Below are 22,440 nucleotides of genomic sequence, written 5' to 3'. Positions count from 1 at the left end.
GGCATAACGCCTGGGGTGATGATCAGTCTTTGCTCTCGGTCTTCACGGCGTTGCCGCTGACCGGGTCATGGTAGATCTCGACTTTACGGCCTTCTCGATCAAAACCATAGATCTCGTAGCAATTGCCTTCGGTGATCTTGAACGTGTTGATTCTGTAACCATCGGCCACGAGTTTGGCCTGAAACTGCTCGGGGTCCTGCCAGGTTGAACGCTCGGCCGTGGTGCATTCGGTCTTGGCCAAGGCCGGTGCGGCGCATGCCAGCAGAACGGGAACGAGCAGTAGACGACGCATGAGAAGGCTCCTGATGTGGTGCGGTGGCGTCACTCTCGGCACAAAGGCTTAACGAAAACTTAAGACTCATACCGCGTTACATCTTCCAACCCCGTGCCGGTGACAAGGCAATTTGGCCATTTCGATCCCCTTTTGGCCGTTGCCAATGTTCTCGACGCTGGTCAGGCAGGCGAACAATGCAGGCACAACAACGAGCCTGGAGCGCTTTGCATGCTCACCTACTACAGCGACGACCACCATCTGCACCACGGCAAATGCGAGCTTATCGACGGGCAACTGATGCCCTGCTTCGAGAAGCCGCAGCGCGCTGACCATATCCTCGCCCGCGTCAAGGCTCGCCAGCTTGGCGAGGTTCGCGCACCCGGGGATTTCGGCCTGGCGCCCATCGCGCGCATCCACAGCAAGGCCTACCTGGAGTTCTTTCAGGGCGCCTGGGCGCGCTGGCAGGAACAGGGCGGCACCGGTGATCTGCTGCCCTTCACCTGGCCGGCGCGCACGCTGCGGCGGATGATCCCCAGTGACCTGCACGGCCAGCTCGGCTATTACAGCTTCGACGGCGGCGCGCCGATCACTGCCGGCACCTGGCAAGCCGCCTACAGCGCCGCCCAAGTCGCGCTCAGTGCCCAGCAGGAAATCGCCAACGGCGCCCACAGCGCCTTCGCCCTGTGCCGGCCGCCAGGCCACCATGCCGCCAGCGACGTGATGGGCGGTTACTGCTACCTGAACAACGCCGCCATCGCTGCCCAGGCCTTCCTCGACCAGGGACGCAGGAAGGTGGCCATCCTCGATGTCGACTACCACCACGGCAACGGCACCCAGGACATCTTCTACCAGCGCAACGACGTGCTGTTCGCCTCCATCCATGGCGACCCGGCCGAGGAATTTCCGTTCTTCCTCGGTTATGCCGACGAACTGGGCGAGGGCGCCGGCGAGGGCTGCAACTTCAACTACCCGTTGCCCATGGGCAGCGCCTGGGACACCTGGAGCGCGGCCCTGGAGCAGGCCTGCCAGCGCATCGCCGAGTACGGCGCGGAAGTCGTGGTGGTATCGCTGGGCGTGGACACCTACATGGAAGACCCGATCTCGCAGTTCAAACTCGACAGCCCGGACTACCTGGCCATGGGCCGGCGCATCGCCGCGCTGGGCCTGCCGACGTTGTTCATCATGGAAGGCGGCTACGCCGTGGAGGCCATCGGCATCAACGCGGTCAACGTGCTGGAAGGCTTCGAGGGCGCCTGAGCGGCGATCAACCTGCCAAACAAGAGCAACATTTCAGGGGTGAGAAACGATGAAAGCCATCAAACAGATGCTCGGCGTCGCCCTGTGCGGCGCCACCCTGCTCAGCGGCGCGGTGCAGGCCAAGGAGCTGCGCGTATACAACTGGGCCGACTACATCCTCCCGGAGGTGCCCAAGGATTTTCAGAAGGAGTCCGGCATCCAGATCACCTGGGACACCTTCGAGACCAACGAGGCGCTGGAGGCCAAGCTGCTCACCGGCAACTCCGGCTATGACCTGGTGATCCCGTCCAACCAGTTCCTCGAAACCCAGATCAAGGCCGGCGTATTCGCCCCGCTGGACAAGTCCAGGCTGCCCAACTGGAAGAACCTCGACCCGGCGCTGCTCAAGCTGCTGGAGACCAACGACCCCGGCAACCAGTACGGCGTGCCCTACATGTACGGCACCGTGCTGATCGGCTACAACCCGGACAAGGTCAAGGCCGCACTCGGTGAGGATGCTCCGGTGAACAGCTGGGATCTGGTGTTCAAACCCGAGAACATGGAGAAGCTGAAAGCCTGCGGCGTGGCCATGCTCGACTCGCCCACCGAGATCATCCCCATCGCCCTGCACTACCTGGGCCTGGACCCCAACAGCAGCAACCCGGCTGATTACGAAAAAGTCACCGAACTGCTGCTGAAAGTGCGCCCGTACGTAGCCTACTTCCATTCGGCCAAGTACATGACCGACATCGCCAACGGCGATATCTGCGTGGCCATTGGCTACTCCGGCAGCTTCTACCAGTTCGCCAACCGCGCCAGGGAAGCCGGCAACGGCGTGGTGGTCAACTGGCGCCTGCCGAAAGAAGGCGCGCCGATCTGGTTCGACACCTGGGCCATCCCCAAGAGCGCGCAGAACGTCGATGAGGCGCATGCCTTCATCAACCACCTGCTCGAACCCAAGGTCATCGCGCCGATCAGCGATTTTCTCGGTTACCCCAACCCCAATGTGCCGGGCATGCAACTGGTGGGCGCGGAAATCGCCGCCGACCCCGACCTGACGCCGACGCCGGAGCTGCAGAAGTCGCTGTACGTGGTGCAGCCGCTGCCGCAGAAGATCGAGCGCGTGCGTACGCGGGCGTGGACGTCGATCAAATCGGGCAAGTGATTCGTCGCTGACGGCTCGCGGCTGAAACGGCATGCCGCCCACGACGCTCTTTGTATCGATGGTGCCCACGCTCTGCGTGGGCACCTGCGTTTGTGGGGCTGCGCGTTATGCCTGGCTGCGCTGGTGACTATGAAGGTCGTACGGGCGCAGAGCGTCTTAGTCTGTGGTGCCGCGCGGAGCGTTGGAGCAATACAAAAAAGCAGCTTGCAGCCAATTATGGCCAGTGGTTATTGTGCGGTGAAAGACGCCGACTCCTTGGCCTCTATAACTGGAAAATACTACGCTTTGCATGTGTGCTACAACGCTGCAGAAGGCCGAGAATTAAAATGGATTTGCCAAAGTTTAATGAAACATTCATACCGATACTAGAAATACTGAGAGATGGCAAGATCATAAAGGGCCGAGAGTTAATAAGGCGCGTGGAGGAAAACTTCTACTCGCACTTACCTTATGAGCTACTACAACAAACAACTAAAAGCGGCGACAGGGTCATAGAAAATAGAATCGCCTGGGGAAAGTCTTACTTGAAAAAAGGCGGACTGGTTCATTACCCGCAGCGAGGGTTCGTCCAAATAACAGATAAAGGACTTTTTACAAAAGCAGAAAACATAACACTTCCTGAAATACAGGCTGACGTTATAAATTTCTATCAACCTGAAAATAGCAAACCTGAGAAACTTCTTATAGAAGAGGAAAGCGCTAGTCCACAGGATCTAATAGACACTGGCTTTGAGCGGATTGAACGCGAAATTAAAGACGAACTTCTATCAAAGTTGAAAACAATTGACCCATATGCCTTTGAAAAAATAATACTAATCCTTTTAAAAAAAATGGGCTATGGAGAATTCATTGAAACCTCTAAATCCGGCGATGGCGGCATTGATGGGATCATAAACGAGGATCAATTAGGGCTGGAAAAAATATATATCCAAGCCAAACGCTACAATGAAAACAAAGTCCGTGAAACGGACATTCGCAACTTTATTGGCGCAATGAGTGGCGACACACATAAAGGCATTTTTGTTACAACGTCATCGTTTGATGAAAAAGCTAAAAATAAAGCTCGCGACGCACACCATAAGATAATTTTACTTGATGGGTCAAAGCTTGTAGACCTCATGCATAAGTACAACGTAGGTGTTCAAGTAAAAAACATCTATGAGGTTAAAGCTGTTGATAATGATTTTTTCGACTCTGAAGATATATAACTCCTAAATCAGATGCACTCCGAAAGACAGGTGCAGAGCGCGAGCATGGCTAAAAATCAGCCCCCCACCTCCCCCGTCTCCAGCTTGCGCCACAGCAAGCGCACCGCCGCCTTGCGCGACATGCTCCAGCGGTACAGGCGGATCTCCAGTGGGATATACCAGTGCTCCTTGCCGCATACCACCAGTTCGCCACGCGCCAGTTCGGCAGCCATCGAAAGTCGTGGCACCCAGGCTACGCCGAGGCCTTGCAGGGCCATGGCCTTGAGACTGTCGGCCATGGCCGTTTCATGCACGGTGGTCGAGCGCAGGGCGCGTTGGCGCAGCAGCAGGTTGACCGAGCGACCGAGGAAGGTGCCGGCGCTGTAGGCTAGCAGCGGCACGCTCTGCCCGGAGTCCAGGTCGAACAGCGGCGCGCCGTCTTCATCCACGGCGCATACCGGCAGCATCTCGCTGTGCCCCAGGTGCAGGGACGGGAACATATCCGGCGCCAGTTGCACGGCGGCGTCCTGGTCGTGATAGGCGAGGATCAGGTCGCAGGTGCCCTCGCGCAGCGAGTGCACCGCCTCGCCGACGTTGGTGGCCACCAGGCGAGTGGTCAGTGGCAGGCCGTCTCGGCGCAGGCGGGCGATCCATTCCGGAAAGAAGCTGAACACCAGCGAATGCGCGGCCGCGATCTGCAGCGCTTCACCCTGTTGGCCTTCGAGGTGGTGCAGGTGGCGTACCACCTCGCCCAGTTGCTCAACCATACTGCGGGCGGTGAGCAGGAACAGCTGGCCGGACTCGGTCAGTTCGACTGGCGTGCGTGAGCGGTTGACCAGCGTCAGCCCCAACGCAGCTTCGAGACTCTGGATGCGCCGGCTGAATGCCGGCTGGGTGACGAATCGTTTCTGCGCCGCCTGGGAGAAGCTGCGGGTGGCGGCCAGGGTGACGAAGTCTTCCAGCCATTTGGTTTCCAGATTCACAGGGACATCCTCCACTCATGCCGGCGCCATGCACACGTTTGGTGCAATTCTGCGGTCACATCAACATTATGCCGATTGTGCATAGGACAGCAAACAACAGCATTGGCCACCAAAGGAGTGAAATCCTTAATCTATAGGTATCGCGGCACCTGCCGCACTTCCCGAGAGTCATCTCCATCATGTCCGCTGCTGCATCCTTCCGTGTCGAAAAAGACCTGCTTGGCACACTCGAAGTCCCTGCCGATGCCTATTACGGTATCCAGACCCTGCGCGCCGTGCAGAACTTCCGCCTGTCCGGTGTGCCGCTGTCGCATTACCCGAAGCTGGTAATCGGCCTGGCCATGGTCAAGCAGGCCTCGGCGGACGCCAACCGCGAGCTGGGCCATCTGTCCGCCGCCAAGCACACGGCAATCAGCACCGCCTGCGCACGCATCATTCAGGGCGAGTTCCACGAGCAGTTCGTGGTCGACATGATCCAGGGCGGCGCCGGCACCTCGACCAACATGAACGCCAACGAGGTCATCGCCAACATCGCGCTGGAGGCCATGGGCTTTGAGAAAGGCCAGTACCAGCACCTACACCCGAACAACGATGTGAACATGGCGCAGTCGACCAACGACGCCTACCCGACTGCCATTCGCCTGGGCCTGCTGCTCGGCCATGACAGCCTGCTGAGTGCGCTGGACAAGCTGATCCAGTCGTTCGCTTCCAAAGGTCTGGAGTTCGGCCACGTACTGAAGATGGGCCGCACCCAGTTGCAGGACGCCGTGCCGATGACTCTGGGTCAGGAATTCCACGCCTTCGCCACCACCCTGGGCGAAGACCTGCAGCACCTGAAGATGCTCGCCCCGGCGCTACTCACCGAGGTCAACCTGGGCGGCACCGCCATCGGTACCGGCATCAACGCCGACCCGAAATACCAGGCCCTGGCGGTCAAGCGCCTGAGCGTGATCAGCGGTCATCCGCTCAGGCCGGCGGCCGACCTGATCGAAGCCACCAGCGACATGGGCGCCTTCGTGCTGTTCTCCGGCATGCTCAAGCGTACCGCGGTGAAGCTGTCGAAGATCTGCAACGACCTGCGCCTGCTGTCCAGCGGCCCGCGTACCGGCATCAACGAAATCAACCTGCCACCGCGTCAGCCGGGTAGCTCGATCATGCCGGGTAAGGTCAATCCGGTGATCCCCGAGGCGGTCAACCAGGTGGCCTTCGAAGTGATCGGCAACGACCTGGCGCTGACCATGGCGGCCGAAGGCGGCCAGCTGCAGTTGAACGTGATGGAGCCGCTGATCGCCTACAAGATCTTCGACTCGATCCGCCTGCTGACCCGCGCCATGGACATGCTGCGCGAGCTGTGCATCGACGGCATCACCGCCAACGAAGCGCGCTGCCGCGAACTGATGGAAAACTCCATCGGCCTGATCACCGCGCTGAACCCTTACATCGGCTACGAGAACGCCACGCGCATCGCCAAGGTCGCCCTGGAAAGCGGGCGCGGCGTGCTGGAACTGGTGCGCGAGGAGCAGTTGCTGGATGAGGCCACCCTGGCTGACATCCTGCGCCCCGAGAACATGATCGCCCCACGCCTCGTGCCCCTGCAGCAGTAACGGAGAACGACCATGCAACCGTCACAGCCCCCCAGCGTCAAGTTCCTGTTCCGCACCCTGCATCCGCCGCGTCGCTTCTGGCCGGGCCTGGCGGGTTTCTACACTGGCGCGAGCCAGGCACCAGCCCGTCAACGCAGCTGAGCGTCTTTCATAGGAGGCATCACCAGCCTCGATCTTCAGGGATGGCTCGGCCATCCCTTTTTTTGACCTGCCACTCGGGAAAAGCTGCCGGCGGGTACACCGCCGCTCGACCGGCTTTCAGCGCCCGCACCCGGCATAGCCCCGGCACCGTCTGGACGATCTGCGCCAAGGGCATTGCGGCGGCCGCCAATCCGCATGATCGCGAGCTGACTGCACAGACGATGCATGGCCTGCGCGAAGGCAAACGCCGCAGGCCTCACTCCATCTCGAACAATCCACCCCGCAGCTGCGCGCCGCCCAGGCGCTGACGAATGTCGTCGTCGATGCGTGGGTCGTCGGGGGAGTAGAGCATCAGTTGGCGATAGGCGTTAACCCGGTTGATCTCGTTGCCCAGGTACTGCCAGACCACGCGGGTGCAGGCCGGCGTGCGCCGGTCGCCGCTGGAGACGCCGGTCTTGATGCCGTTGAGGCGGATGATGCGGCTCTTGAAGCTGGGGATGAGGATGGTCTGGCTCATCTCGTTGCCGGTGAGCGACTCGTAGTCCACCAGAAACAGGCGATCCTGCAGGAAGAACGCCGTGCCCAGGTAGCGACAACGCACCCAGTCCTCACTGCCGCCACGCGTGGGTTCCTGGCGCTCCTGGCGTTCCTGGCGCTCGAACAGGTAGTTGCCGCGCTCTTCGCGCAGGTGCACCAGTGACAGCAACACATGCCCCGGTACCGACATGCAGTTGGAGTACTCGAAGTAGTAGCCGCAATAGCGCTCCATCGGGCTGGCCTGACGGCGCAACGGGGCGAGCAGCTCCAGCAACGGGTCGCTGCCGCCGTGCGGTTGCGCGGCGCCGCTGCGTGCACCAATCAGGCGGGTGAACTGCTCGGCCGGCATGGCCAGCTCGAAGGGCTCAACGCCGAAGAAATCGCAGATGCGTTTGAGGTTGTGCGTGGTCGGCCGACTTTGCCCGGCCAGGTAGCGGTTGAACTGCGCACGGTTGATCGACAGCTTGCGACACACCTCGGCAATCGAGCGGTAGTGGCTGCAGAGCAGTTTCAGGTTGCTGCCGAGGGAATCGGACATATGACCGCTCCGGATGATGCGAATGACGCGATTCTAGCATCAACTCGCATCAGCTTGCCGCGACCTGCGAAATTGTCCGGCGAGGCCTCTATCACGAACTATTCCGCAATCCGCCCACAGCGGCGTATTCCCATTCAGAACAACAAGAGAGAAAGCCTCCATGCTCGATCTTCTCAATGACTTCATCTGGAGCAAGCTGCTGATCGTGATGCTGATCGGCCTTGGTCTGTACTTCACCGTCGCCTCGCGTTTCGTCCAGTTTCGCTACTTCAGCAGCATGTTCCGCATCTTCGGTGAGGCGTTCAAACGCCAGCCGGGTCAGCTCAGCTCGTTCCAGGCACTGATGCTGTCGGTGGCAGGCCGCGTCGGCGCCGGCAACATCGCCGGTGTATCCGTGGCAATCATGCTCGGTGGCCCGGGCGCCATCTTCTGGATGTGGGTCGTGGCGCTGGTCGGCATGGCCACCAGCTACTTCGAGTGTTCCCTGGCGCAGCTGTACAAGCGTCGTGAACCGGATGGCACCTACCGGGGCGGCCCGGCTTTCTACATCCAGCACGGCCTCGGCCAGCGCTGGCTGGGTATCGTCGTGTCGATCCTGCTGCTGGTGACCTTCGGCTTTGGCTTCAACGCTGTGCAGTCGTTCACCGTGGCCAGCTCGCTGCATGACACCTTCGGCCTGCCGACCATCGTCAGCGGCCTGATCCTGACCGGGGTGATCGGCGTGATCATCTTCGGCGGCATCAAGCGCATCGCCAGCATGGCCGACGTGCTGGTGCCGATCATGGCGTTCTCCTACATCGGTATGGCGCTGGTGGTGATCGGCATGAACCTGAGTGAGGTGCCGGCTACCTTCGCCATGATCTTCAAAGCGGCCTTCGGCCTGGAGCCGGCCTTTGCCGGCGGCATCGGCGCGGCCATCATGATGGGCGTCAAGCGCGGCCTGTTCTCCAACGAAGCCGGTCTGGGCAGCGCGCCGAACGTGGCGGCGGTGGCCGAGGTCAAGCACCCGGCGGCGCAGGGCATCGTGCAGGCGCTGAGCGTATTCATCGACACCCTGCTGGTGTGCACCAGCACCGCGCTGATCATCCTGCTCTCCGGGGTTTACCAGCCGGGCAGCGAAATGGCCGGTGTCGTCCTGACCCAGACCGCCCTGGCGGCCGAAGTCGGCGAGTGGGGCCGGGTGTTCGTCAGCATCGCCCTGCTGCTGTTCGTCTTCACCACCCTGATCTACAACTACTACCTGGGTGAAAACGCCCTGGGCTTCTTCAGCCAGAAACGTGGCCCGGTGGTGATCTACCGCGTGCTGGTGGTGGCCCTGGTGTTGTGGGGCTCGGTGCAGGATCTGGGCACCGTATTCGCCTTCGCCGACGTGACCATGGGCCTGCTGGCGATCTGCAACCTGATTGCCCTGGCACTGCTGTTCAAGGTGGGCCTGCGCCTGATGCGCGACTACGATGCTCAGATCAAGGCCGGGGTCGAGTCGCCGGTGTTCGATCCGCAGAAGTTCGCCGACCTGGATCTCGATCCCAAGGCCTGGCAGGCTCCGGCAGATGCTCCGGTAACCCACGCCGAACTGGGTGATCGCGTTTACCAGCGCTGATAGCCCCTGCTCGAAGAAGGGGGCGCTGCCCCCTTTTTTATCGCCCGCATTTCCCGAGGAGAGCCCATGGCGACCCCAGAAAAACTCCTGGTGCTGTACACCGGCGGCACCATCGGCATGCAAATGAGCGCAGATGGCCTGGCACCCGCCTCGGGTTTCGAGGCGCGTATGCGCACTCAGCAAGCCAGCGAGAACGCCAGCGAGCTGCCGCAGTGGAGCTTTCGCGAGCTGCTGCCGCTGATCGACAGCGCCAACATGAACACCGGCCACTGGCTGACGCTGCGCGACGAAATCGTCAGTGCCGTGCAGCACCACGGCCACGATGCCGTGCTGGTGCTGCACGGCACCGACACCCTGGCCTACAGCGCCGCGGCGCTGAGTTTTTTGCTCCTCGGCCTCGACGTGCCGGTGGTGCTGACCGGCGCCATGCAGCCGGCCGGCGTGGCCGGTGGCGATGCCTGGCCCAACCTGTTCGGCGCCATGCGCGCGCTGCATCGCGGTGTGGCGCCAGGCGTGCACCTGTACTTCAACAGCCAACTGCTGCATGGCGCGCGTTGCTCGAAGCTGCGCAGCGATGCCTTCGATGCCTTCCAGGTGCTGCCGCGTCAGCGTCAGGCCGAGCGGGCAGAGGTCACTGCACGGATCGACTATCGCCAGGCACGCAAGGCCGTGAACCTTGCCGTGTTGCCGCTGCATCCGGCCATGCAGGCCGGGCATCTGCACGCCCTGCTGGCCAGCGGCGTGCAGGGGCTGTTGCTGGAGTGCTACGGCAGCGGCACCGGCCCGGCCGGTGACGCGCACTTGATGAGCGTGCTGCGTGAGGCGCACCAGCGCGGCGTGGTGCTGGCGGCGATCAGCCAGTGCCCGCAAGGCCACGTGCAGTTCGGCGTGTACGCCGCCGGCAGCCGTCTGGCCGAGGTCGGCCTGGTCTCCTGCGGTGGCATGACCCGCGAGGCGGCGCTGGGCAAGCTGTTCGCCCTGCTCGGTGCCGGATTGACGCAGGCCGAGGTGGAGTACTGGCTGGCGCGCGATCTCTGTGGTGAGATGAGCGACTGATCCACCTGCCCAAACAGAGGAAGGACGATGAGTATCGACATTCGCCCTGTAGTCGCTGCCGATCATGCCGCCTGGCTGCCCTTGTGGCAGGGCTACCAGCGCTTTTACATGACCGAGATACCCGCCGAGACCGGCGCCGTCACCTGGCAGCGCTTTCTCGACCCCGCCGAACCCATGGGTGCCGCCCTGGCCTGGCAGGGTGACCAGGCCATTGGCCTGGTGCACTGGGTCATCCACCGCTCGACCTGGACCACCGGCGACTATTGCTACCTGCAGGACCTGTTCGTCGCCAAGGGCCAGCGCAGTGGCGGCGTTGGTCGTCAGCTGATTCAGCATGTCTACGAGCAGGCGCGTGCTGCCGGCTGTTCACGGGTGCACTGGCTAACGCACGAGACCAACAGCCAGGCCAAGCTGCTGTACGAGCGCATCGGTGAGCGCTCGGGCTTCGTGCAATACCGCAAGCTGTTGTAAGGCCTCGCATCACGTGCGGGCGGCGATTGGCCGCCCGACAGGGCGCGCCGTGCGCAGCAGCACTTATGCGCGGCTCAAAACACCGACCAGCCGATGCGCTCGCTGAGCAGCTCCAGCGCCTTGATCCCGGCCAGGGAGTTACCCGCAGCGTTCAACTCCGGTGACCACACGCACACACTGAACTGCCCGGGGACGACCGCGACGATGCCGCCGCCCACACCGCTCTTGCCCGGCAGGCCAACGCGGTAGGCGAAGTTGCCCGCTTCGTCATACAGGCCGCTGGTGGCCATGATGGCGTTGATCTGCTTGGTCTGGCGGGGCGACAGCACCTGCTCGCCGCTGTGCTGACAGAACCCCTGGTTGGCCAGGAAGCCGAAGGCGCGCGCCAGGTCGACGCAGCTCATGCGCAGCGCGCAGCAACTGAAATAGCTGCGCAATACCGCCTCGACTTCGTTATGAAAATTACCGAACGACTGCATCAGGTAGGCCGCTGCGGCATTGCGCGCGCGGTGCTGGTATTCCGACTCGGCGACGTGGTTGTCCACTGTCACATCCGGATTGCCCGACAGGCGCCGGACGAAATCGCGCATCGACAGCGCCGGTGCGGCATAGCGCGACTGGTTGATGTCGCAGATCACCAGGGCGCCGGCATTGATGAACGGATTGCGCGGCTTGCCCCGCTCGAACTCCAGCTGCACCAGCGAGTTGAACGGCTGCCCGGACGGCTCGTGGCCGAGGCGCTGCCAGATGCTTTCGCCGCTGTGGCCGATGGCCTGGACCAGGCTGAACACCTTGGAAATGCTCTGGATGGAAAACGGCGTGCGCGCATCGCCAGCGACATGCACCTGGCCGTCATTGCCGTACACGGCGATACCCAGTTGCTCGGGCACCACGCTGGCCAGCGCCGGGATGTAATTGGCCACCTTGCCCTGGCCGATCAGCGGGCGGACTTCATCGAGAATTTCGTTCAACAGCGCTTGCATGCGTAGAGCCTGTTCAAAGTCTCGCGAGCTAGAGCCATGCAAGGCAAAGACAGGCGAGGAAGCGGAGTTTACAAGCTGTAAATGAGCATTCCGAGCCTGTTTTTAACGCAGCATGGCCGACGCGCAGCAGACTTTGGGCTGGCTCTTCGGCTCGCGGCAGCGCCGGGTGCTTCCCGGCAGGTCAGTGCTAGACGCTTGCGAGCGCTGCGGAATCACAGCGCGCGGCTTGCTCTGCACGGTTCTGCGCCCTAGTCTCGGCCTCTTCCTGTCGACGGCGTAGCCTGATGTCCACCGTTCTCAACGTCCTGTTGCCGATCTTCGGTCTGATTCTGATCGGCTTCATCTGCCGGCGCAGCAATCGCCTGGGGCCGACCGCCGCCTCGGAAATGAATCGCTTCGTGGTCTGGCTCGGCCTGCCGGCCCTGCTCTTCAGCCTCACGGCCAAGGCCGACTGGGCGCAGATCTGGCAGCCCGGCTTTCTGCTCGCCTTCACCGGCGGCATGCTCGCGGTGTTTCTGCTCACCCTGGCGTATCGCTGGAAAACCACCGGCAGCCTGGTCGACGCCAGCATCGACGGGCTCAGTGCCGGTTATGCCAATACCGGCTACATCGGCATTCCGCTGTGCGTACTGGTGCTGGGCGAGGACGGCATGGCGCCGGCATTGATCGCCTCGCTGCTGGTGGTCTGTGTGCTGTTCGGCCTGGCGCTGGTATGCATCGAGGTGGGCCTGCATAGCAAGAAGGGGCTGGGTGGCGCCATCGTGCAGGTGGTCACCGCGCTGCTGAAGAACCCACTGGTGGTGGCCCCCCTGCTCGGTGCGGCCTGGGCAGTGGGCGGCATGCAAATGCCGGCAGCACTGGATGAATTCCTGCGCCTGCTCGGCGCCGCTACGGTGCCCTGCGCCCTGGTCTCACTGGGCTTGTTCCTGGCGCAGCGACAAAGTGGGCCGAGTGAGGGGGTATGGCCGCTGGTGGCACTCAAGCTGGTGCTGCAACCGCTGGTGACCTGGTTCATCGCCTTCGTGCTGCTCGACCTGCCGCCGTTCTGGGCGCATGCCGCCTTGCTGCTCAGCGCACTGCCCACCGGCACCGGGCCGTTCATGCTGGCCGAGTATTACCAGCGCCAGGCGGCGCTGGTGTCGCGGGCGATCCTGTTATCCACCCTCGGTTCGCTGCTGACCCTGTCGCTGATCCTGCTGGCGATCAGCCCTTGAGCTGCAGTTCCACGCCCAGTTGCTGTGACAGGCAGGGCCAACGCTGCCAGGCCGATGCGGTATCCGGCGCCGCCAGGCGCTCACGGTAGGCCTGCACCGAGGACTGGTCGAAGCTGGCGTCATCGAGCATGCCGGCCAGGGCGTGATGCACTGCTTCGTCGAGCTGGTTGGCGAAGGGTTCACCGATCAGTTGATGGGCGATCAGGTTGGCACGCGTGGTGTCCAGCGGGATCAGCGGCTGGCCGAAATGGGCGATGTAGCGGTCATTGACCTCCTCCACCAGGCGATGCGCCAGATAGGCTTCGTCGAGCAGACCCACGAGCCCTTCATGGCCTTGCATCAATGCCGGCGGCTGCAGGAAGAAATGCTCGGCGATCTTCAGCACGGGTTTTACCGCCGCCTCGATCCCCGCCTCCTGCGCCACCTTGGCAGCGGCATCGAGCACATCCGGCACCTGCTCGATATAGGCGATGACGAAAGCCGTCAGCGCATCCGGGGCAGCGTCCTGCGGCAAGCGGATGGCGGGGTGCAGACCATCCAGCTGAGCCTGCAGCATGCGCGCGAGCGCCTGGCTGCCATGTTCCTGCTGGCGCGCCTGGGCGATCAATTGACGAATGGCGACGGTGTTCATGACTACTCCTACATGCCTGGACATGGACGTGAACCTTAGCCGGCCGTTGTGGCGTGCTAAGACGCGATTGTCATAACTTTTTCATACTTATGCGAGTCCGCTATATCCAACTGTTTCAGAATAGCTACACCCCGCATCAGCCGTGGGGTTTAGGACAAAGCTTGCGCGTCTTCAGCCATTTTTGTCTGAACGTTGCGAGGTAAACCTCGCTGTCTATACTCGATTTCGAAAGGCAGTACCTGATGGAACCGGACGGGCTTTGGCACGGGAGGTTTCGGCAGCAGTCGCCAGCAGTCGAGCGTGGCCCGCGGACAGTGATTCCGCCGTACAGGCTCATGGCAGTCGATCCCTTAGCCGCAGGCTCAGCCGGCGGGATAACAAGAACAATCAAGGGGAACCCGCAATGATGCGACATCCACGAGTCTGGATGGGCCTCCTGCTGTGGCTGGCATTGGGCTCGGCGCATGCCCAGTGGACGGTCAACATGACGCCCGGTGTCACTGACGTCAGCCGCTCCGTCTTCGATCTGCACATGACCATCTTCTGGATCTGCGTCGTGATCGGCGTGATCGTGTTCGGCGCCATGTTCTGGTCGATGATCATGCACCGCCGCTCCACTGGCCAGGAGCCTGCGCACTTCCACGAAAGCACCACCGTCGAGATTCTCTGGACCGTGGTTCCCCTGGCCATCCTGGTGGTGATGGCGATTCCGGCGACCAAGACGCTGATCGAGATCTATGACACCTCGGAGTCCGAGCTGGATATCCAGGTCACGGGCTACCAATGGAAGTGGCACTACAAGTACCTGGGTCAGGACGTCGAGTTCTTCAGCAACCTGACCACGCCGCGTTCGCAGATCAACAACCACGAGGCCAAGGGCGAACACTACCTGCTGGAAGTCGACGAGCCGCTGGTGGTGCCGGTGGGCACCAAGGTGCGCTTCCTGATCACCGCCGCCGACGTCATTCACTCCTGGTGGGTGCCGGCACTGGCGGTGAAGAAGGACGCCATCCCCGGCTTTATCAACGAATCCTGGACACGCATCGAGGAGCCCGGCATCTACCGTGGCCAGTGCACCGAGCTGTGCGGCAAGGATCACGGCTTCATGCCGGTGGTGGTCGAGGCCAAGTCCAAGGAAGACTTCGCCGTCTGGCTGGCCGAACGCAAGGAGGCCGCTGCCGCCGAGCGCGAGCTGACCAGCAAGGAGTGGACCATGGACGAGCTGATGGCACGCGGCGAGAAGGCCTACACCACCGCCTGCGCGGCCTGCCACCAGCCCAATGGTGAAGGCTTGCCGCCGATGTTCCCGGCGCTCAAGGATTCGGCCATCGCCGTCGGCCCGGCCGAAGGGCATATCGACATCGTCTACAACGGCAAGCCGGGCACTTCCATGGCCGCTTTCGGCAAGCAGCTGTCGCCGGTCGACATGGCCGCCATCATCACCTACGAGCGCAACGCCTGGGGCAACAATGTCGGTGACATGGTCACGCCCAAGGACATCCTCGATTTCTCCAAGGCGCAGGAGTAAGGACATGAGTGCAGTGATCGACCACGGTCATACTGACCACCACCATGGCCCGGCCAAGGGCCTGATGCGCTGGGTGCTGACCACCAACCACAAGGATATCGGCACGATGTACCTGTGGTTCAGCTTCGCCATGTTCCTCCTCGGCGGCTCGATGGCCATGGTGATTCGCGCCGAGCTGTTCCAGCCGGGCCTGCAGATCGTGCAGCCGGAATTCTTCAACCAGATGACCACCATGCACGGCCTGATCATGGTCTTCGGTGCGGTGATGCCGGCCTTCGTCGGCCTGGCCAACTGGATGATCCCGCTGATGATCGGCGCGCCGGACATGGCCCTGCCACGCATGAACAACTTCAGCTTCTGGCTGTTGCCGGCGGCCTTCGGCCTGCTGGTCAGTACGCTGTTCATGGAGGGTGGCGGGCCGAACTTCGGCTGGACCTTCTATGCGCCGCTGTCGACCACCTACGGGCCGGAGAGCACCACCTTCTTCATCTTCGCCGTGCACCTGATGGGCATCAGCTCGATCATGGGGGCGATCAACGTGGTCGCCACCATCCTCAACCTGCGCGCCCCCGGCATGACCCTGATGAAGATGCCGCTGTTCGTCTGGACCTGGCTGATCACCGCCTTCCTGCTGATCGCGGTGATGCCGGTACTGGCCGGCTGCGTGACCATGATGCTGATGGATATCCATTTCGGCACCAGCTTCTTCAACGCCGCCGGTGGTGGTGACCCGGTGCTGTTCCAGCACGTGTTCTGGTTCTTCGGCCACCCCGAGGTGTACATCATGATCCTGCCCGCCTTCGGTGCGGTCAGCTCGATCATCCCGGCCTTCGCGCGCAAGCCGCTGTTCGGCTACACCTCGATGGTCTACGCCACGGCGGCGATCGCCTTCCTGTCGTTCATCGTCTGGGCGCACCACATGTTCACCGTCGGCATTCCGCTGACCGGCGAGCTGTTCTTCATGTACGCCACCATGCTGATCGCCGTACCCACCGGGGTGAAGGTGTTCAACTGGGCCAGCACCATGTGGCAGGGCTCGATGACCTTCGAGGCGCCGATGCTGTTCTCGGTGGCCTTCGTCATCCTGTTCACCATCGGTGGTTTCTCCGGGCTGATGCTGGCCATCGCCCCGGCGGACTTCCAGTACCACGACACCTACTTCGTGGTGGCGCACTTCCACTACGTGCTGGTACCCGGTGCGATCTTCGGCATCTTCGCTTCGGCCTATTACTGGCTGCCCAAGTGGACCGGCCACATGTATGACGAAACCCTGGCCAAGCTGCATTTCTGGATGAGTTTCATCGGCATGAACCTGGCGTTCTTCCCGATGCACTTCGTCGGCCTGGCCGGCATGCCACGGCGCATCCCCGACTACAACATGATGTTCGCCAACTTCAACATGGTCTCCAGCATCGGCGCCTTCATGTTCGGCGCCACCCAGTTGCTGTTCCTGTTCATCGTCATCAAGTGCATCCGTGGTGGCAAGCCGGCCCCGGCCAAACCCTGGGACGGTGCCGAAGGCCTGGAGTGGACGGTGCCGTCACCGGCGCCCTACCACACCTTCAGTACACCGCCGGAAGTGAAGTAGGAGGTCTGCCGTGAGCGAGGTCATTGCGACTCGTCGTCTGGTTAGCCGTCTGCTGGTCGTGGTGGTGGTGATGTTCTGCTTCGGCATCTTCGTCCTGCCGCCTTTCTACGACGCCATGTGCCGGGTATTCGGCATCAACGGCAAGACGGCAGGGGCCTACCAGGGTGAGCAGATCATCGACGTGGCTCGAGAGGTGCGCGTGCAGTTTCTCGCCACCAATTCGGCCGGGATGATCTGGGAGTTCGGCCCGCAAGCGGACGAAATAGTGGTTCACCCGGGCGAAGCACGCGACATGTTGTTCGTCGCCTACAACCCCAGCGACCAGCCGATGATGGCGCAGGCCGTCCCCAGCGTATCGCCATCGCGGGCGGCGGCCTTCTTTCACAAGACCGAGTGCTTCTGTTTCACCCAGCAGGTGCTGCAGCCAGGCGAACGCATCGAAATGCCGGTGCGCTTCATCGTCGACCGTGACCTGCCACAGGACGTGAAGCACCTGACGCTGGGCTACACGCTGTTCGATATCACGGCGAGCAAACCGCCAGTGGCACAGGCTCCATAAGGAGAACAACAATGTCGAGTCATGAAAGTCACGAGAATTATTACGTACCGGCGCAGAGCAAATGGCCCATCGTTGCCAGCATCGGTCTGTTGGTCAGCTTCTACGGTGTCGGCACCTGGTTCAACGATCTCTCGGCAGAGCGCGAGGGCTCCAACGGCCCACTGATCTTCTTCGTCGGCGGGCTGATTCTGGCCTGGATGCTGTTCGGCTGGTTCGGCAACGTCATCAAGGAAAGCCGCGCCGGCCTCTACAGTGCGCAGATGGATCGCTCGTTCCGCTGGGGCATGAGCTGGTTCATCTTCTCCGAGGTGATGTTCTTCGCCGCCTTCTTCGGCGCCCTGTTCTACATCCGCACCTTTGCAGGCCCCTGGCTCGGCGGCGAAGGTGACAAGGGCGTCACCAACATGCTCTGGGAAGGTTTCGAATACAGCTGGCCGCTGCTGCAAAACCCTGATTCCAAGCTGTTCACGCCACCCAGTGGGGTGATCGATCCGTGGCACCTGCCACTGCTCAATACCATCCTGCTGGTGTCATCGAGCGTCACCATCACCTTCGCCCACCATGCCCTGAAGAAGAACCACCGTGGCCCGCTCAAGGCCTGGCTGGCCGCGACCATCGTGCTGGCCCTGGCGTTCCTGTTCTTTCAGGTCGAGGAATACATCGAGGCCTACACCGAGCTTGGGCTGACCCTGGGCTCGGGCATCTACGGTGCGACCTTCTTCATGCTCACCGGCTTCCACGGTGCGCATGTGACCTTGGGCACCATCATCCTGATCGTGATGCTGATACGCATCATGCGCGGGCATTTCGCCCCTGATCAGCACTTCGGTTTCGAAGCCGCCGCCTGGTACTGGCACTTCGTCGACGTGGTCTGGCTGGGGCTGTTCATCTTCGTCTACGTCCTGTAGCGGGGGCTACCAGGTAACGTGGGATACCAGTTGCCCTGAGTAGAAGCCCCAGGCGATCAGGGCAACGGTGATACCGGTCAGGCCGACACGGACAGTCAGGGCGCCGACCACGCGGGAACCATGGCCTTCATCCCTGACCAGGAAGAACAGGCCGCTGAACAGGCTGACGAGAGTGGCCAACAGCATGAGGACGATCGCGGCCTTGAGCATGCGAGACTCCGGGGGATTGACGTGATGCACTGCAGTATAGCCAGCAACCCCAACCACAACGGCAGGCAGCCATGAACGCCTTCCGCCCCGGCTGGCTGCCCAGCCTGCTGGTCGCCCTGTTGCTGCCGGGCCTGCTCTGGCTGGGTGTCTGGCAATTGCAGCGCGGCGAGGAGAAGCGCCAGCTGCTGGCCAGCTTCGAGGCACGGCGGCAAGCCGAGCCGATCAGCCTCGAGCAGCTCGAACCCATGCCGGACCCTGCCTACCGCCGCGTCCAGCTGCGTGGTTTTCTCGACAGCGAACACAGCCTGCTGCTCGACAGCCGTATCCGCGATGGCCAGGCCGGTGTCGAGTTGCTGCAACCCTTCTATGACCAGCCCAGCGGACTCTGGGTATTGCTCAACCGTGGCTGGCTACCCTGGCCGGACCGGCGTACGCCACCACGCTTCGAGACCCCCGAAGGCATGCTGCAGCTCACTGCCTGGGTCTACGTGGCACCCGCCGCTGGAATGAACCTGGGCGCAGGTACAGCCTCCGAAGGCTGGCCACGGCTGATCACCCGGGTCGAGGCCGACAGCCTCTGGCAGCAGTTGGGCCGTGGCGGCCTGTCTTTCGAAACGCGCCTGCAGCCAGGCCCGGCCAGCTACCGCGTCGACTGGCCGGTGGTGGCCATGAGCCCGAGCAAACATCTCGGCTATGCAGTGCAGTGGTTCGCCCTGGCGGCCGCACTGCTGGGCCTGTTCATCTATCTCGGAATTCACAATGCACGGGAGCATCGTCATGAACCCAGCCATCGCCATGCCTGAAACGCAGCGCAAGGGGCGCGGGCGCCTGCAGCTTCTGCTGATTCTGGCCATCGCCATCGGCCCGATGTTTCTCGCCAGTGCCATGTATCAGTGGCGCTTCTGGGTGCCGGAAACGCGCAGCTACCACGGCGTACTGATCGGTGACGGGCGCACCCTGGCCGACCTCGGCGTGCAGGGTGAGGTGGCACCCCGCTGGCAGATTCTGGTCACGGCGCCGGGTGCATGCGAGGCGGACTGCCAGCAGTTGGTGTACCTGGCGCGGCAGATTCAGATCGGCCTCAACCGCGAGACCGCCCGCGCCAGCCACGGCCTGGCACTGGCCGAACCGCTGAACGCCGACTACGACGCCACACTCAAGCGCGAGTACCCGCAACTCGGTCGCTATCAGCTGGATCTGCAAGCCTATGCCAGGGCCGCCGAGGCCGCGCCGGGCGCACAACTGTGGCTGGTCGACCCGCACGGCAATCTGGTGCTGCGCTACCCGGCCGGCAGCAAGGGCAAGGCCATTCTCGATGATCTGCGCTACCTGCTGAAAATTTCCCTGATCGGTTGACGGCGTGCGCTGCCCCGAGAGGCAGAGCGCCGGCCCAGAGCCCAAGGAGTCGACATGCACAAGCCCGGTTACCGTCTAGCCTTGTTCGCCACCCTCCTGACCGTGGTGGTGGTGCTACTGGGTGCCTACACCCGCCTGACCCATGCCGGCCTGGGCTGCCCGGACTGGCCCGGCTGCTATGGCTTTCTCGGCGTACCGATGAGCGAGCACAAGCAGGCCATCGCCGAGGCACGCTTCCCCGATGCCCCGGTGGAAGTCGCCAAGGGCTGGTACGAGATGATCCACCGCTACTTCGCCGGCGCCCTGGGCCTGGTGATTCTCGTCATCGCGGCCCAGGCCGTGCGCCGCCGCACCGAGCCAGCCCAGCCGCTCAAGCTGCCGCTGGCGATTCTGGCGCTGGTGATCCTGCAGGGCGCATTCGGCATGTGGACGGTCACCCTGCAGCTATGGCCGCAGGTGGTTACCGCGCACCTGCTCGGCGGTTTCGCCACGCTCAGCCTGCTGACCCTGCTCACGCTGCGCCTGTCCGGACGCTTCGCCCCGCTGCAGTTGCCGGCACGCCTGCGCACATTGGCGGCAGCGTGTCTGCTATTGGTTATCGGGCAGATCGCCCTCGGCGGCTGGGTCAGCTCCAACTATGCGGCCGTGGCCTGCGTCGACCTGCCCACCTGTCACGGCGAGTGGTGGCCGGCGATGGATTTTGGCAAGGGCTTTCACCTGACCCAGCACATCGGCCCCAACTACCTGGGCGGGCAGCTCGACAGTGACGCGCGCACCGCCATTCACATGAGCCACCGCATCGGCGCGCTGCTGGTCACGCTGGCGCTGCTGGTGCTGGCCTGGCGGCTGCATGTGGCCGGGCTGTCGCGCCTGGCTGGCCTGCTGCTGCTGGCGCTGGCCGGGCAGGTGGGCCTAGGTATCAGCAACGTGATCTTCCACCTGCCGCTGCTGGTGGCGGTGGCGCACAACGCTGGCGGCGCGGCCCTGCTGCTGAGCATGGTGCTGATCAACTATCGCCTGCGTACGGCAGGTGAGCGCAGGCATGCCGTGCATGCCCACGCAGCTCTGGCGTCCAACGGCCTGCTGCAGGCCGGTAAATAACGAATCAGGGAGAAATGCCATGGCGACCATCCTGCAAGCCCATGCCGAACATGCCACCTGGCGCGATTATCTGGAGCTGACCAAACCTCGGGTGGTGCTGCTGATGCTGATCACCTCGCTGGTCGGCATGTTCCTCGCTACCCGTGCCGGGGTGCCCTGGACGGTGCTGCTGTTCGGCAACCTCGGTATCGGGCTGTGTGCCGGCGCGGCGGCGGCGGTCAACCATGTGGTGGATCGGCGTATCGACTCGATCATGGCGCGCACGCACAAACGGCCGGTCACCGCCGGGCGCGTCTCGCCCGCCGCCGCACTGACCTTCGCCCTGCTGCTGGCCATCGCCGGCATGAGCCTGCTGCTGCTGTTCACCAACGAACTAGCCGCCTGGCTGACGCTGGCCTCGTTGCTCGGCTATGCAGTGATCTACACCGGCTTTCTCAAGCGCGCCACGCCGCAGAACATCGTCATCGGCGGCCTGGCAGGCGCTGCGCCGCCGCTGCTCGGCTGGGTCGCGGTTACCGGCCACCTGAGTGCCGAGCCGCTGCTGCTGGTGCTGATCATCTTCGCCTGGACACCGCCGCACTTCTGGGCGCTGGCCATCCACCGCAAGGCCGAATACGCCAAGGCCGACATCCCCATGCTGCCGGTGACCCACGGCGAGCACTACACCAAGGTGCACATCCTGCTCTACACCCTGGTGATGTTCGCGGTAACCCTGCTGCCCTACGCCATCCACATGAGCGGGCCGCTGTACCTGGCCTGCGCCGTGCTGCTGGGCGTGCGCTTCCTGCATTGGGCCTGGGTGCTGTACCGTGACAGCAAACCGCACGCGGCGATCAACACCTTCAAGTACAGTATCTGGTATCTGTTCCTGCTGTTTATCGCGCTGCTGGCGGACCATTACCTGCTGCTGAATATCTAAGGTTTTTCATGACGCGTACCCACACAACGGTTTTCGTTCTTGTCGCCATCGTCGCCCTGGTGCTGGGGCTGACCGTCAACAAGGTGCTGAGCAGCAAGGGCCAGGGCGACCCGGCCGCGCTGCTCGACGCCGGTATCGTCCTGCTGCCGCAGAACCGCAGCCTGCCGGCGCTGAGCCTGATCGATCAGGACGGCCAGACCGTCGCGGTTGATCAGCTCAAGGGCAACTGGAAGCTGTTGTTCTTCGGCTACACCTTCTGCCCGGATATCTGCCCGGCCACCCTCGCCCAACTGCGCCAGTTGCAGACCCAACTGCCGGAAGAAACCCGCGCGCGACTCGAGGTGGTGATGGTCAGCGTCGATCCGCATCGTGATACGCCGGAGCAGCTGAGCAAGTACCTGGGCTTCTTCAATGCCGGCTTCAAGGGGCTGACCGGCGAAGAGGAAACCCTGCAGAAGTTCGCCAACTCGGTAAGCATTCCCTACATTCCGGCGGACACCAGCAAGGAAAACTACACCGTCGACCACAGCGGCAACCTGGTAATCATCGGCCCAGATGGCACCCAGCGCGGTTTCATCCGCGCACCGATCAACAACGCCAAGCTGGCCGAACAATTGCCGGGGCTGATTTCCGGCAGCTAAGTGTGGCTGT

General features: G+C 62.7%; 24 protein-coding genes. 18 read left to right on the top strand and 6 right to left on the bottom strand.

The genetic code is table 11. From position 1 onward, the window contains the following. Nucleotides 1–22 precede the first annotated feature (22 nt). Complete coding sequence (locus J7655_RS00975) at nt 23–292, bottom strand: PepSY domain-containing protein (protein WP_104727203.1); 270 nt, start codon at nt 290–292, stop codon at nt 23–25. 210 nt (nt 293–502) lie between these two features. On the opposite strand from J7655_RS00975, the gene J7655_RS00970 reads away from it, so the two are divergent. From J7655_RS00970 to J7655_RS00960, 3 genes are all read left to right on the top strand, one after another. Further along, complete coding sequence (locus J7655_RS00970; protein WP_230926168.1) at nt 503–1,531, top strand: histone deacetylase family protein; 1,029 nt, start codon at nt 503–505, stop codon at nt 1,529–1,531. A gap of 49 nt (nt 1,532–1,580) precedes the next feature. Further along, nucleotides 1,581–2,675 carry a polyamine ABC transporter substrate-binding protein gene (locus tag J7655_RS00965; RefSeq protein ID WP_230926167.1) on the top strand — a complete coding sequence of 365 codons (1,095 nt, stop codon included), beginning with the start codon at nt 1,581–1,583 and terminating at the stop codon, nt 2,673–2,675. Nucleotides 2,676–2,782: 107 nt separating this feature from the next. Continuing rightward, nucleotides 2,783–3,883, top strand: coding sequence for a restriction endonuclease (locus J7655_RS00960; protein WP_230926166.1), 1,101 nt, complete (start codon nt 2,783–2,785; stop codon nt 3,881–3,883). Nucleotides 3,884–3,939: 56 nt separating this feature from the next. Here the strand turns inward: J7655_RS00960 and J7655_RS00955 are convergent, their stop codons facing one another. Then, the gene (locus J7655_RS00955) at nt 3,940–4,845 is read right to left on the bottom strand and encodes a LysR substrate-binding domain-containing protein (RefSeq protein ID WP_230926165.1); all 906 of its coding nucleotides are present in this window, start codon (nt 4,843–4,845) and stop codon (nt 3,940–3,942) included. Nucleotides 4,846–5,024: 179 nt separating this feature from the next. Between J7655_RS00955 and J7655_RS00950 the strand changes: the two genes are divergently transcribed. Next, a complete protein-coding gene (locus J7655_RS00950; protein ID WP_230926164.1) occupies nt 5,025–6,449 on the top strand; it encodes an aspartate ammonia-lyase in 1,425 nt (474 codons plus the stop codon). A 12-nt stretch (nt 6,450–6,461) separates the two neighbouring features. Next, a complete protein-coding gene (locus tag J7655_RS20765; protein WP_255311661.1) occupies nt 6,462–6,590 on the top strand; it encodes a hypothetical protein in 129 nt (42 codons plus the stop codon). 256 nt (nt 6,591–6,846) lie between these two features. Here J7655_RS20765 and J7655_RS00945 read toward each other — a convergent pair whose 3' ends face one another. Next, nucleotides 6,847–7,665: a helix-turn-helix domain-containing protein gene (locus J7655_RS00945; protein ID WP_230926163.1), complete on the bottom strand. Its 819-nt coding sequence runs from the start codon at nt 7,663–7,665 to the stop codon at nt 6,847–6,849. Between the two features lie 160 nt (nt 7,666–7,825). On the opposite strand from J7655_RS00945, the gene J7655_RS00940 reads away from it, so the two are divergent. The 3 genes from J7655_RS00940 to J7655_RS00930 all read left to right on the top strand — a co-directional run bounded on the left by J7655_RS00940 (nt 7,826) and on the right by J7655_RS00930 (nt 10,792). Further along, complete coding sequence (locus J7655_RS00940) at nt 7,826–9,265, top strand: alanine/glycine:cation symporter family protein (protein ID WP_147810058.1); 1,440 nt, start codon at nt 7,826–7,828, stop codon at nt 9,263–9,265. A 66-nt stretch (nt 9,266–9,331) separates the two neighbouring features. Then, nucleotides 9,332–10,321, top strand: a complete 990-nt coding sequence (locus J7655_RS00935) for an asparaginase (protein ID WP_230926162.1) — start codon at nt 9,332–9,334, stop codon at nt 10,319–10,321. Between the two features lie 27 nt (nt 10,322–10,348). After that, entirely contained in the window at nt 10,349–10,792 is a 444-nt protein-coding gene (locus J7655_RS00930) for a GNAT family N-acetyltransferase (protein ID WP_230926161.1), read from the top strand. Nucleotides 10,793–10,866: 74 nt separating this feature from the next. Here J7655_RS00930 and glsB read toward each other — a convergent pair whose 3' ends face one another. Continuing rightward, nucleotides 10,867–11,775: a glutaminase B gene (glsB, locus tag J7655_RS00925; RefSeq protein ID WP_230926160.1), complete on the bottom strand. Its 909-nt coding sequence runs from the start codon at nt 11,773–11,775 to the stop codon at nt 10,867–10,869. 284 nt (nt 11,776–12,059) lie between these two features. Between glsB and J7655_RS00920 the strand changes: the two genes are divergently transcribed. Next, nucleotides 12,060–12,989, top strand: a complete 930-nt coding sequence (locus J7655_RS00920; protein WP_230926159.1) for an AEC family transporter — start codon at nt 12,060–12,062, stop codon at nt 12,987–12,989. On the opposite strand, the gene J7655_RS00915 is transcribed toward J7655_RS00920, so the two are convergent. Beyond that, nucleotides 12,979–13,620, bottom strand: a complete 642-nt coding sequence (locus J7655_RS00915; RefSeq protein ID WP_230926158.1) for a hypothetical protein — start codon at nt 13,618–13,620, stop codon at nt 12,979–12,981. The two genes, J7655_RS00920 and J7655_RS00915, sit on opposite strands and share 11 nt — an antisense overlap. 403 nt (nt 13,621–14,023) lie before the next feature. Here J7655_RS00915 and coxB point away from each other — a divergent pair, with 403 nt between their 5' ends. The 4 genes from coxB to J7655_RS00895 are packed head-to-tail and all read left to right on the top strand — an operon-like array spanning nt 14,024 to nt 18,203. Then, nucleotides 14,024–15,148, top strand: coding sequence for a cytochrome c oxidase subunit II (coxB, locus tag J7655_RS00910; protein ID WP_125873546.1), 1,125 nt, complete (start codon nt 14,024–14,026; stop codon nt 15,146–15,148). A gap of 4 nt (nt 15,149–15,152) precedes the next feature. Further along, nucleotides 15,153–16,736 carry a cytochrome c oxidase subunit I gene (gene ctaD, locus J7655_RS00905; protein WP_230926157.1) on the top strand — a complete coding sequence of 528 codons (1,584 nt, stop codon included), beginning with the start codon at nt 15,153–15,155 and terminating at the stop codon, nt 16,734–16,736. Between the two features lie 10 nt (nt 16,737–16,746). Then, nucleotides 16,747–17,295, top strand: a complete 549-nt coding sequence (locus J7655_RS00900) for a cytochrome c oxidase assembly protein (RefSeq protein WP_230926156.1) — start codon at nt 16,747–16,749, stop codon at nt 17,293–17,295. Nucleotides 17,296–17,306: 11 nt separating this feature from the next. Further along, nucleotides 17,307–18,203, top strand: a complete 897-nt coding sequence (locus J7655_RS00895; protein ID WP_230926155.1) for a cytochrome c oxidase subunit 3 — start codon at nt 17,307–17,309, stop codon at nt 18,201–18,203. A gap of 6 nt (nt 18,204–18,209) precedes the next feature. On the opposite strand, the gene J7655_RS00890 is transcribed toward J7655_RS00895, so the two are convergent. Beyond that, nucleotides 18,210–18,413 carry a twin transmembrane helix small protein gene (locus tag J7655_RS00890; protein ID WP_230926154.1) on the bottom strand — a complete coding sequence of 68 codons (204 nt, stop codon included), beginning with the start codon at nt 18,411–18,413 and terminating at the stop codon, nt 18,210–18,212. A gap of 71 nt (nt 18,414–18,484) precedes the next feature. Between J7655_RS00890 and J7655_RS00885 the strand changes: the two genes are divergently transcribed. The 5 genes from J7655_RS00885 to J7655_RS00865 are packed head-to-tail and all read left to right on the top strand — an operon-like array spanning nt 18,485 to nt 22,430. Next, the gene (locus J7655_RS00885) at nt 18,485–19,216 is read left to right on the top strand and encodes an SURF1 family protein (RefSeq protein ID WP_004423013.1); all 732 of its coding nucleotides are present in this window, start codon (nt 18,485–18,487) and stop codon (nt 19,214–19,216) included. Further along, nucleotides 19,191–19,769 carry a hypothetical protein gene (locus J7655_RS00880; RefSeq protein WP_230926153.1) on the top strand — a complete coding sequence of 193 codons (579 nt, stop codon included), beginning with the start codon at nt 19,191–19,193 and terminating at the stop codon, nt 19,767–19,769. Before J7655_RS00885 ends, J7655_RS00880 begins: the two co-directional genes overlap by 26 nt. Before the next feature lie 54 nt (nt 19,770–19,823). Further along, the gene (locus J7655_RS00875) at nt 19,824–20,870 is read left to right on the top strand and encodes a COX15/CtaA family protein (protein ID WP_230926152.1); all 1,047 of its coding nucleotides are present in this window, start codon (nt 19,824–19,826) and stop codon (nt 20,868–20,870) included. 19 nt (nt 20,871–20,889) lie between these two features. Beyond that, complete coding sequence (gene cyoE, locus J7655_RS00870) at nt 20,890–21,789, top strand: heme o synthase (RefSeq protein ID WP_230926151.1); 900 nt, start codon at nt 20,890–20,892, stop codon at nt 21,787–21,789. 8 nt (nt 21,790–21,797) lie between these two features. Next, the gene (locus tag J7655_RS00865) at nt 21,798–22,430 is read left to right on the top strand and encodes an SCO family protein (RefSeq protein ID WP_230926150.1); all 633 of its coding nucleotides are present in this window, start codon (nt 21,798–21,800) and stop codon (nt 22,428–22,430) included. Nucleotides 22,431–22,440 lie beyond the last annotated feature (10 nt).

The organism is Pseudomonas wenzhouensis (assembly GCF_021029445.1).
Lineage (GTDB): Bacteria > Pseudomonadota > Gammaproteobacteria > Pseudomonadales > Pseudomonadaceae > Aquipseudomonas > Aquipseudomonas wenzhouensis.
The sequence above is the reverse complement of the archived record's forward strand: the minus strand, read 5'-3'. Positions and strand labels throughout refer to the sequence as shown.